Origin of the sequence: Klebsiella sp. GW_Kp182 (genome assembly GCF_040062275.1) — a bacterium.
Lineage (GTDB): Bacteria > Pseudomonadota > Gammaproteobacteria > Enterobacterales > Enterobacteriaceae > Klebsiella > Klebsiella michiganensis.
Map to the genome: position 1 here is coordinate 75,019 of NZ_JBEAFQ010000049.1, position 10,440 is coordinate 85,458.

At 59.7% G+C, this 10,440-nt stretch carries 8 protein-coding genes and 1 tRNA gene; 5 read left to right on the forward strand and 4 right to left on the reverse strand.

The window, feature by feature from the left end; genetic code table 11:
- Nucleotides 1-85: 85 nt before the first annotated feature.
- A complete protein-coding gene (locus tag ABLU88_RS21340) occupies nucleotides 86-874 on the reverse strand; it encodes a MipA/OmpV family protein (protein ID WP_049079878.1) in 789 nt (262 codons plus the stop codon).
- A 122-nt stretch (nucleotides 875-996) separates the two neighbouring features.
- Between ABLU88_RS21340 and ABLU88_RS21345 the strand changes: the two genes are divergently transcribed.
- The 4 genes from ABLU88_RS21345 to ABLU88_RS21360 all read left to right on the forward strand — a co-directional run bounded on the left by ABLU88_RS21345 (nucleotide 997) and on the right by ABLU88_RS21360 (nucleotide 7,183).
- Complete coding sequence (locus ABLU88_RS21345) at nucleotides 997-1,692, forward strand: response regulator (protein ID WP_049079877.1); 696 nt, start codon at nucleotides 997-999, stop codon at nucleotides 1,690-1,692.
- On the forward strand, nucleotides 1,689-2,885 hold the full coding sequence (locus ABLU88_RS21350; RefSeq protein WP_032749615.1) for a HAMP domain-containing sensor histidine kinase: 1,197 nt from the start codon (nucleotides 1,689-1,691) through the stop codon (nucleotides 2,883-2,885). The genes ABLU88_RS21345 and ABLU88_RS21350 overlap by 4 nt, the downstream gene beginning before the upstream one ends.
- Nucleotides 2,886-2,963: 78 nt before the next feature.
- Nucleotides 2,964-4,112 carry an efflux RND transporter periplasmic adaptor subunit gene (locus ABLU88_RS21355; protein ID WP_032749614.1) on the forward strand — a complete coding sequence of 383 codons (1,149 nt, stop codon included), beginning with the start codon at nucleotides 2,964-2,966 and terminating at the stop codon, nucleotides 4,110-4,112.
- The gene (locus tag ABLU88_RS21360) at nucleotides 4,109-7,183 is read left to right on the forward strand and encodes an efflux RND transporter permease subunit (protein WP_316540217.1); all 3,075 of its coding nucleotides are present in this window, start codon (nucleotides 4,109-4,111) and stop codon (nucleotides 7,181-7,183) included. Before ABLU88_RS21355 ends, ABLU88_RS21360 begins: the two co-directional genes overlap by 4 nt.
- A gap of 345 nt (nucleotides 7,184-7,528) precedes the next feature.
- Here ABLU88_RS21360 and ABLU88_RS21365 read toward each other — a convergent pair.
- From ABLU88_RS21365 to ABLU88_RS21375, 3 genes are all read right to left on the reverse strand, one after another.
- Nucleotides 7,529-7,616, reverse strand: a tRNA-Ser gene (locus tag ABLU88_RS21365).
- A gap of 145 nt (nucleotides 7,617-7,761) precedes the next feature.
- On the reverse strand, nucleotides 7,762-8,439 hold the full coding sequence (locus tag ABLU88_RS21370) for an isochorismatase family protein (RefSeq protein ID WP_046876518.1): 678 nt from the start codon (nucleotides 8,437-8,439) through the stop codon (nucleotides 7,762-7,764).
- Between the two features lie 20 nt (nucleotides 8,440-8,459).
- Nucleotides 8,460-9,320 carry a pirin family protein gene (locus ABLU88_RS21375; RefSeq protein WP_046876517.1) on the reverse strand — a complete coding sequence of 287 codons (861 nt, stop codon included), beginning with the start codon at nucleotides 9,318-9,320 and terminating at the stop codon, nucleotides 8,460-8,462.
- A gap of 114 nt (nucleotides 9,321-9,434) precedes the next feature.
- Here ABLU88_RS21375 and ABLU88_RS21380 point away from each other — a divergent pair, with 114 nt between their 5' ends.
- The gene (locus ABLU88_RS21380) at nucleotides 9,435-10,340 is read left to right on the forward strand and encodes a LysR family transcriptional regulator (protein WP_014228816.1); all 906 of its coding nucleotides are present in this window, start codon (nucleotides 9,435-9,437) and stop codon (nucleotides 10,338-10,340) included.
- Nucleotides 10,341-10,440 lie beyond the last annotated feature (100 nt).

Below are 10,440 nucleotides of genomic sequence, written 5' to 3' on the forward strand. Positions count from 1 at the left end.
GCAGAAGCTTATCATTCACGTGAACAGCGCTTCAGGTTTTTTTAATCAACTGACGCGGTGGGTGTCTGGACGAGCGCAGGATCGATTAAAATGTCCAGGTGATTGCCGCGGTCACGGAACCTTCATTGCGCCGTGAGACTATCGGGCTGTCAGCGGCGTGTTCTCCGAGCCAGGTATAGCCGGCGCTGAGCGTGGAACCCCAATGCTCGTCATATTGATGGCTCCAGGTCAGCGCGTTGTCGATGCCGTAAAATCCGCCGGGTGCGCGATAGGGGCGATAGCCGGAACGGGCGCTCTGCCGTTGATCGACCCCGTAAAACGTATTGGCGTACCGGCCGTCGCCAAACAGCGCGGCGGACTGTAAGGCAACGGTGTCCTGCGAGTTCTGGAGCAGCAGCAGGGTTGCGGAGGTCTGATAATGCACGCCCTGGGCGTCGGTAAGCGGAAGCGTAGCCTTACCTTCAACGGTGAGCCACGGCGTGACCGACCAGCCGACGGCGAAGGCGGTATTCATGGTGGCTTTAATATTACCCATCCCCTTCAGCGTATTCGCCCCATCGCGCCAGCCTGAGTTTTTTTCCGCTCGCCCGAGGTCATAACCGAGCGTGTGCTCGAAGTAGAGACCGCTGTCGCCAGCCAGGTCATAACCTATGCCTTTTTGACTATCAATAAAGAAAGCGCCTTTCCGCCCCTGTAGTACGGGAACCACCTGCCAACTCTGCTTGTCAGAGCCGCTGTAACGAGGCGCGTATTTTCCGCCCACCCCGATAGTCAGCCCATCGGAAGGCGCGGCGGCTTCATCGGCACGCGCGCCGGGTGTTATCGCCATTAAAAACGGCACGACCATATACGGCGAGATTTTTCTGGCTATCATACTGTTCTCCACGTGGACGCGGGCGCCGTCGATAAGGACGCGCCGCAGAATGCCGGTGCAGTATGGTTTTGCTGAATCAATGAACGGTCGGGATAGTGTTAAGAAACGGTCAAGGTGAACAGATGTTGTCCAGAAGAGTGTTGATAATTGAAGATGACGCCGATGCGGCCGGGGTGCTTGAGGCCTATTTACGCCGGGAAAACTATGATGTGGCGGTCACCGTGGATGGCCTCGCCGGACTGGATATGGCGCAGCGCTGGAAACCCGATCTGATTCTGCTGGACGTGATGCTGCCCGGACTGAACGGGACCGAGGTGCTGGCCAGCCTGCGGCGGAAAAGCGATGTGCCGGTGATTATGGTTACCGCGATGGGGGATATGCCCGATCGTATTGGCGCGCTGCGCTATGGCGCCGACGATTATGTGGTGAAACCCTATCATCCCGGCGAAGTGGTGGCGCGAGTTCAGGCCGTGCTCCGGCGGAGCCGCAAAGCGGAGACGCAGGAAGACATTCTGCGCTGGCAGGGGCTGGAGGTGGACGTCGCTGCCATCGTCGCGGCCGTCAGCAATCCGGGGGAACCTGTCCATATTCTCGATCTTACCCCGACCGAGTTTTCGCTTCTGGCTACGCTGATGCGCGCCCCCGTCCGTCCCTTTTCGCGACAGTATCTGCTGGAGCGCTGCCTTCCTGAGAGCGAAGCGCTTGAGCGCGTGGTGGATACGCATATTTATAACCTGCGTAAAAAACTGGAGGGGGCGGGGGTATCCGGGGTGCTAGTCAACGTTCGCGGCGTGGGCTACAGGTTCAGACAGCCATGATGAAGACCCGTCACTCCTCTCTCTGGCGCTGGATTTGCGGGCGCATTCTGGCACTGGCCATCGGCAGCGTGATGGTTATCGCCACCTGTATGTGGCTGCGTTTCGCCGTGCAGAACTATTGGATCATGCACAAAATGCCGCCCGCTTTGCGGGAGGAATTCATTGCGCTCAGCCGCAATCCGGAGGCCAACCCGGCGCGTTTTCATCAGATTGTCGATACCTGGTGGGGATTGAGCTATTCCACGCCCTCTATCGCCTCGGCGGACTGGGTGACCGTGGCGGTGCTGGTGCTGGTCATGATCCCCTTCATTGTCGTTATGGGGCTCCGCTACGCCCGTCCACTCTCGCTGCAGTTCAGCCGTCTTCGTGATGCGGCGAAGGACGTCACCGGGGGGCAATTTGGCCGCCAGGCGGAGCTGATTGAGGACGCGCCAGCGGAAATGATCCGCTTTGCTGCCGACTTTAACAAAATGACCGGCCAGCTGGCCCGCTATGATAAAGAACTCCGCGCCTCGCATGTTGCGATGGCGCATGAGCTTCGCTCCCCGCTGACGGCGGCGATTGGCCGTCTGCAGGGCATGCTGGATGGCGTTTTTGATACCCAGCCGCAGCAGCTGGAGATGGTGATGAAACAACTCCAGCATCTGAATCGATTGACCGATGAGCTGCATCTGCTTTCCCTGGCGGATGCCGGCAATCTGGTGCTCGATGAGCGGCCATTTTGTCTGGATGAGCTCCTTCAGGAGCGAGCCGCATGGTTAACGCCGCAGGCGGACGCGCAGAGCGTGACGATCGCCATTCAGCCATCGCCGTCCTGTCCCTTCCGCGGCGATGCTTTTCGCATGGGCCAGGTATTTAGCGTACTGATGGAAAATGCCGTACGCTACGGGCGCAGAGGGGGACATCTGGCAATTACGCTGCGCCGCGGCGAGGGCGCTTACACCATTGATTTTGTCGATGACGGGCCCGGCGTGGCGAGGCATTTTTTACCGGATATGTTTGAACGTTTTACCCGCGAGGAGGCGTCCCGCGCCAGACACTCCGGCGGCAGCGGCCTCGGATTATCCATTGCGCGCGCTATCTGCGTGGCGCACGGGGGGCGCATCAGCGCGTCGCTACCGGCGAGCGGCGGCCTGCAGATTCGCGTTGTTCTGCCGTACGCTCCCGCCGCAGAAGAAAACAGCCTGCCTTGATAATCCCTTGACACAACATCGAGCCATTCTCGATGAATGTGTCATGTAATGGCGCCATTTCCCGAACGGAGTGGCGTTATGTTATATGAGTTAGTTCTTTCCCTTCGTCAGTGCGTGTACGCTTTGCTCGGCGCAGAACGGACGCTATCCTGGTTTGCGCTGTTGCCGCCGATCGTATTGATCCTGATGATCGTACCGCTTGTGGGCTGCGGCGATAAAAGCGCCGAAAAGCCCGCGCCGGCCCGCCCGGTGCGCTACGTGGTGGTGGGTTCCCCGGCGACGCTTCCCGCTCTGGAAAGAACGGGCGAAATCCACGCGCATGATGAGACGGCCCTGAGCTTTCGTACGGCGGGCAGGATGCTGACGCGCGCGGTGGATGTCGGCGATCGGGTCAACTACGGGCAGCTGCTGGCGACGCTTGAAGAGACCAGCGCGCGAAATCAGCTGGACAGCGCGACGGCTGATGATGAGAGCGCTCGAGCGACCGCCCGGGTCGCCGCGCTGAACGTTAACCGGATGCAGAAGCTCATCGCCACGGGCGCAATCGCCCGCTCTCAGCTGGACAGCGCGCAGGCGGACTGGCTGGTCGCCAGCGCCCGGGTGAAGAGCAGCGAGGCCGCTTTGCGCAACGCCAGGGAAAGCCTGGGCTGGACGCGTCTTACTTCGCCGGGTGAGGGGGTTATCACGGCGGTCAGCGCCTCTCCCGGTCAGGTGGTCAGCGCCGGAGAGACGGTGGTGACGCTGGCGGCGGGTCAGGCGCGCGATGTGGTGTTTGATATCCCGGATCCCGCTAAGGTTGAGGCGCAAAGGGCGGAAGAATTTCAGGTTGCTTTGCTCAGCGATGCCGGGGTGAAGGCCTATGCTGTTTTGCGTGATATTAGCCCACAGGCCGATCCCCAGACCCGGACATGGCGCGTCAGGGCAACGCTCAAGAAACCGCCCGCCGCGATGGCGCTGGGCGCCAGCGTCACGGTAAGGCTGCCGTCATCAGGCTCGACGGGGTACGCCATACCGGCTTCTGCGCTGAGCCGCTGCGGAGATAAACCGGCCGTCTTTGTGATTACCCCGCAGATGCAGGCGCAGCTGCGCGTTGTCGTTCTCGCCAGCTACACGGCTTCTTCCGCGATCATCGCCTCCGGCCTTGTGCCCGGCGATCGGGTTATTACCGCCGGCGTTAGCAAACTGCGCCCGGGCGAAAAAGTCGTCGCCGGAGAGAGGCTGCCGTGAAAATAGCGCCGTCAAAAAATCGCTTTAACCTTTCTGCATGGGCGCTGGAAAACCCGCAAATGGTCAGTTTCTTTATGCTGCTGATTATGGTTATCGGTTCGCTCAGCTATACGCTGCTGCCGCGAAATGAAGATCCGGCTTTCACTATCAAAACGGCGGTAGTCTCGGCGCAGTGGCCGGGCGCGTCGGTAACGGATACCACGCATCTGGTGACGGATGTCCTGGAGAAAAAATTACAGGAAACGCCCTGGCTCGATTATATCGAAAGTGAAACCCGAGCCGGGCAAACGGTTATCTATATTAATCTCCGCGATGACACCCCGGCGCACAACGTCCCGGCGATCTGGTACCAGATCCGCAAAAAAATGCAGGATATTGCGCCATCGCTGCCGGAAGGCGCGCAGGGACCGAGCGTGAACGATGAGTTTGACGACACGTACGGCACCATTTACGGATTTATCCCTGACGGATATAGCCTTGAGGAGGTGCGACAGCGGGTGGAGACGATCCGCCGTGAACTGATGTCCGTGCCGGATATCGGCAAAACGGTCCTCCTTGGCGAGCCGCAGGAGCAGATAGTCATCGCTTTTTCACCCGCCCGGCTGGCCGGTATGGGGCTTACCATTCAGCAGGTTGCGGACGCTCTGAAGGCCCAGAATGCCGTGGTGCCGGCAGGAACCCTGCGCACCGGGCAGGAGAATATCACCCTAAACGTCAGCGGGGCCCTCAGGAGCGAAGCGAGCCTGCGCGCCGTCATCCTGCACATCAACGATCGCTATCTTCCCCTGACCGATATTGCCACGATTGAAAGAAGCGCGGCCGAACCGCCTTCAGCGGCGTTTCGCGTTAACGGACGTCCTGCCGTTGGGCTGGCGATTTCCATGGCGCCGACGGGCAATATGCTGCGCTTTGGCGAGACGCTGAATAACAGAATGCGCGCCATCGGCGCCGGGCTGCCGCACGGCATCGAGATAGTTAAAGTGGCTGACCAGTCGGCGGTGGTCAGCGGCGCCGTAAGCGGGTTTGTCCGGGTACTGGTGGAAGCCGTGCTGATTGTGCTGGCGGTTTCTTTTGTCTCGCTGGGATTAAGGGCCGGGCTGGTGGTGGCCGCGGCGATCCCGCTGGTGCTGGCGTTGACCTTTGCCGGGATGCTGCTGGCAGGCATTGGTCTACAGCGCATCTCTCTCGGGGCCCTGATCGTTGCGCTAGGGCTGCTGGTGGATGATGCCATGATCGCCGTGGAAACCATGGTATCCCGGCTTGAGGCCGGCGATACGCGACGGCAGGCGGCGACGTACGCTTTCCAAACCACGGCATTTCCGATGTTGACCGGTACGCTGGTCATGATTGCCGGGTTTATTCCCGTCGGTTTTGCCTCATCCAGCGCGGGCGAATACTGCTTTTCGCTGTTTGCCGTGGTGCTGATGGCGCTTCTGAATTCATGGGTCGTGGCGATTCTGTTCTCCCCTTTGACCGGAACGTGGCTGCTGCCGGAAAAGCTGAAACATCGTGCCGCAGGCCCGGGCCGCATGGCGCGGGGATATGGACGACTTCTGCGCACGGTGCTGCGCCACCGGCTTGCCACCCTGGGAATAGCGCTGGCCGCGCTGGGGCTGTCGGTGTACGGGACCACGTTTATGCAGGGGGAGTTTTTCCCTTCATCGGATCGCCCGGAGCTGCTGGTCAGCCTGACGCTTCCGGCCAATGCTTCGCAGACGGAAACGGAGAAACAAACGGAGAGGCTGGAAAGGGCGCTCGCCGGGAATCGCAACATTGACCATTATTCGACCTATATTGGGGCGGGCGCCATCCGCTTTTATCTGCCGATGGATGTTCTGCTGGATAATGAAAATACGGCGCAGCTGGTGGTGGTGGCGAAAGACCTGGCCGCCCGCGACCGCCTGCGGGAACAGTTAAACGCGCTGCTGACCACGCAATTCAGCGATCTGACCTCGCGCGTTTCGCCTCTGGAGCTAGGGCCTCCGGTGGGCTGGCCGATCAAATACCGGGTCAGCGGGCCGGATTATCTCAAGGTCAGAGAGTATGCCGGGCGTCTGGCCGAGGCGATAGGGCGCTCGCCGTTAACCCGGGAGGTAAACCAGACCGCCGGCGAGCCGGAGAGAACCATCGTCCTGCAGGTGAACCAGACTGCCGCGCGGGCGGCGGGAGTGTCATCGCAGAGCCTGGCGCAGACGCTTAATACCGTCTGGTCAGGCACGACGGTCACATCGCTGAGAGACAATGACCGGCTGGTTGATGTGGTGCTGCGGGCGAACGACAGCGAGCGATTGAATCTTGCCACCCTGTCATCGCTGACGGTTGAGGGGCGCGGTGGAGAAAAAGTTCCCCTCAGCGCGGTGGCCACCCCGACCTGGGGAGTGGACGATCCGGTGCTCTGGCGTCGGCAAAGATTGCCGTTTATCACCGTACAAACCGACCTCGCGCCGGGGATGCGGGCAGAAGGCGTATCGAACGGTCTGCGCCCGACGGTGGATCAACTGCGAGCTGGGTTACCCACCGGTTACAGCATTGTCGAAGGCGGAGTGGTTGCGGAGTCCGAAAAAGGCAACAGCTCGGTATTGAATATTTTACCCGTCACCCTCGGCATTATGCTGTTATTGCTGATGCTTCAGCTGCGGCGCTATTCTCGTATGCTGCTGGCTCTGTTCATGGCCCCGTTCGGCTTGCCGGGGATTGTTATGGCCATGCTGCCGGGCGACACGCCAATGGGATTTGTGGCTCTGCTCGGCGTCATCGCGCTGGCGGGGATGATTATCCGCAATGCCGTGATACTTATCACTGAAGTCGACGGCAATCTGGCTCAGGGCATGGAAAGCGATGCCGCTATTATTGCCGCCGCAGAGCACCGGGCCAGGCCGATATTTCTGACCGCCTGCGCCGCGATACTGGGTATGGTCCCCATCTCTCACCAGGTATTCTGGGGACCGATGGCGTATGCCATCATTGGCGGGCTGATTGTCGCGACGCTCGTCACGTTAACCGTGCTGCCGGCGTCCTTTAGCCTGCTGCTGGAGAGGGGAGGATACCGGGAAAAACGTCCCGCCGCTTAATAACACAGGATGGCCGGGGGCGACCCCGGTCGGGGTGCTATATGCGAAAAAAAAGCCCGTACTTGCGTACGAGCTCTTCTTAAAATATGGCGGTGAGGGGGGGATTGACTCGCTGCGCTCGCCGTTACTCGGCCCGTCCCTGGGCCTCGCCCCTGCGGGGCCAGCGCAGCCGCTGTTCAAAATTGCTCCCGGCAATTTTGTCGGGGCAGATTCCTCGCAGGCTCGTCATCTGTCCAACTGGCTGTCGCCATTTGTCGAACCCCGGTCGGGGCTTCTCATCCCCCCCGGCGGGGTGCTATATGCGAAAAAAAAGCCCGTACTTGCGTACGAGCTCTTCTTAAAATATGGCGGTGAGGGGGGGATTCGAACCCCCGATACGTTGCCGTATACACACTTTCCAGGCGTGCTCCTTCAGCCACTCGGACACCTCACCATATTGTTTTGTCGCTCACCTTGGGTGGGCAACGGGGCGCTACTATAGGGAGTTGCGCTAAAACGGTCAAGCAGTATTTATGCTTTCGCTATCGTTCGGTTAAGCAATGAACACTGCCCCGCCGTAGCACGGCGGGGCAGTCATTTTAACGCTGTGAATCAAGCTGTTCGTTATTCTTCACCACGTCCTGAGCTTTGGAGTAGCTCTCAATCAGCAGCTGGTATGCCGGGAAGACCTTGGTATACACCTCGGCCCACTCAGCGGCATCCGGGCGATTCCAGGTGCGCTGCAGTTCAGAAGCAACCGCTGCGGTATCCATCGGTACGACGCCAGCCTGGACGACGCGGGCGAGGGTGATTTCCTGCGCCATCTTGCTATAGGTACCGGAAGCATCAATGACGGCAAAAACCTTATAGCCATCGGCGACGGCGGCAATGGACGGGAACGCCATGCAGACGCTGGTAATGGTACCGGCGATAATCAGCGTTTTACGCCCGGTTGCTTTTACTGCGGCAACAAATTCCGGGTTATCCCACGCGTTAATCTCTCCTTTACGCGCAATATATTGCGCATGGGGCGCGTTCGCATGAATCTCAGGGATCAGCGGGCCGTTTGGTCCCTGCGGCACTGACGCCGTGGTGATCACCGGGATCCCGGCTAATGAAGCCATCTTCGCCAGCGCGGCGGCGCGCGCCCGCAGCTCCGGCATCGGCATATCACCCACGGTCTGGAACAGACCGCTCTGGTGGTCAATCAGCAGCATGGCGGTATCATTGACATCAATAACCGGACGAGAACCATTAAAGTTAGCTGGGGTAGACATATTATTCACCTCATTCAATATCAGATTTGGCCGAAGTGGCCGCTATTAAAATCACGAACCGCTTCCGCGATTTGTGCTTTGGTATTCATCACAAAGGGGCCGTAGCCCACGATCGGCTCCTGCAGCGGTTCACCGGCCATCAGCAGTACTTTTGCGTTGCTACTGGCCGAGAGGTGGAGCGCTTCTCCTTTCTGGCTGAGCACCACCAGCTGACCCTCGCGGGCGCTACCCTCGCCGTTCACCACCACTTCACCTTCCAGAACGACCAGCGCCGTACTCCAGCCGGCAGGCTGATGCAGCGTGATTTCCTGGCTCTGGTTAAGCTGCAGGTCCCAGACGTTAAGCGGAGAAAACGTGTGCGCAGGGCCGACAATATCTCCGTAGCGCCCGGCAATAACCCGCATATGGCCCGCATTATTCGGCAGCTCAACGTCAGGAATCACATCAGCAGTGATGCTCTGGTATCCCGGCTGCGTCATTTTGTCTTTCGCCGGGAGGTTGACCCAGAGCTGAATCATCTTCAGCTCGCCGCCGGTACGGGTAAATTCCGCCGAGTGGAACTCTTCATGCAGGATCCCGGCGCCTGCGGTCATCCACTGCACATCGCCCGGTCCAATGACGCCGCCTCTGCCGGTAGAGTCACGATGTTCAACTTCGCCGGAATAGACCACGGTGACGGTTTCAAATCCGCGATGCGGATGTTCGCCGACGCCGCGTTTGCCTGTCCCCGCCGGGAAGTGATGGGGGCCTGCGTAGTCGAGCAGCAGGAAGGGGCTTAGCTGTTCGCCATGCGTCTGGTAAGAGAACATTGAGCGAACCGGGAAACCATCGCCTACCCAGTGCTGTGAAGGTGCGGTGTAGATACCTGTAATTTGTTTCATGGCAGTCTCCTGAATAGCTGTTTCTGATGTGAATAAGCATATATTCGCCACTAATAGTCCGCTAGATAGCAAAAATGACCTATACTGTTCTAAAAATGGAACGATGGGGGAAGGATGCAGGATCTCAATGACTTAGCCTGGTTCGTACAGGTGATCGATCACGGTGGTTTTGCCGCGGCGGGCAGGGCGCTCGATCAACCCAAATCCAAGTTGAGCCGTCGTATCGCCCAGCTAGAAGAACGCCTCGGCGTCCGTTTGATTCAACGTACAACCCGGCAGTTTGCGGTAACGGAAGTTGGCCTGACCTTTTATCAGCACTGCAAAGCGATGCTGATCGAGGCGGAAGCGGCAGAACAGGCGGTGGAAACCCTGCGTTCCGAGCCGCGCGGGAGCGTAAAGCTGACCTGCCCGGTAACGCTATTGCATGCGCATATCGGGCCGATGCTGGCACGGTTTATGGTGCGCTATCCGGGCGTGAATCTGCAGCTGGAAGCGACTAACCGACGCGTTGATGTTGTTGGAGAGGGCGTCGACGTCGCGATTCGCGTACGTCCAAGGCCGATAGAAGATAGCGATCTGGTGATGCGTGTTCTGGCCGATCGCGGGCACCGTCTGGTCGCCAGCCCACGGTTGGTGGAGCGGCAGGGGCAGCCTCAGGTTCCTTCAGCGCTAAGCGATTGGCCGGGGTTAAGCCTGGGGGCGGGCAAGCATCAGCATAAGTGGCAGTTGACCGGCCCGGAGGGGGCAAGGGCGGAAATCTACTTTACTCCCCGGCTGGTCACCACGGATATGCTGGCGCTCCGTGAAGCGGCCATTGCCGGCGTTGGGGTGGTACAGCTTCCTTTATTAATGGTGCGCGATCAGTTGGCCGCCGGAGAGCTGGTGGTTGTCCTCGATGAGTGGCAACCGCGCAGGGAGGTGATCCATGCGGTGTTTGCCTCTCGTCGCGGATTACTCCCCTCGGTCAGGGCGCTGGTGGATTTTCTCAGCGAAGAGTATCAGCGGATGGAAGAGGATTAGCATTTGCCACAATCCCGGCGGCGGCGCGATGCGCCTGTCCGGGCTCGGATTACCGGCAATCTGCGGCCCGGTAGCCCGGCTAAGCGCAGCGCAAGCCGGG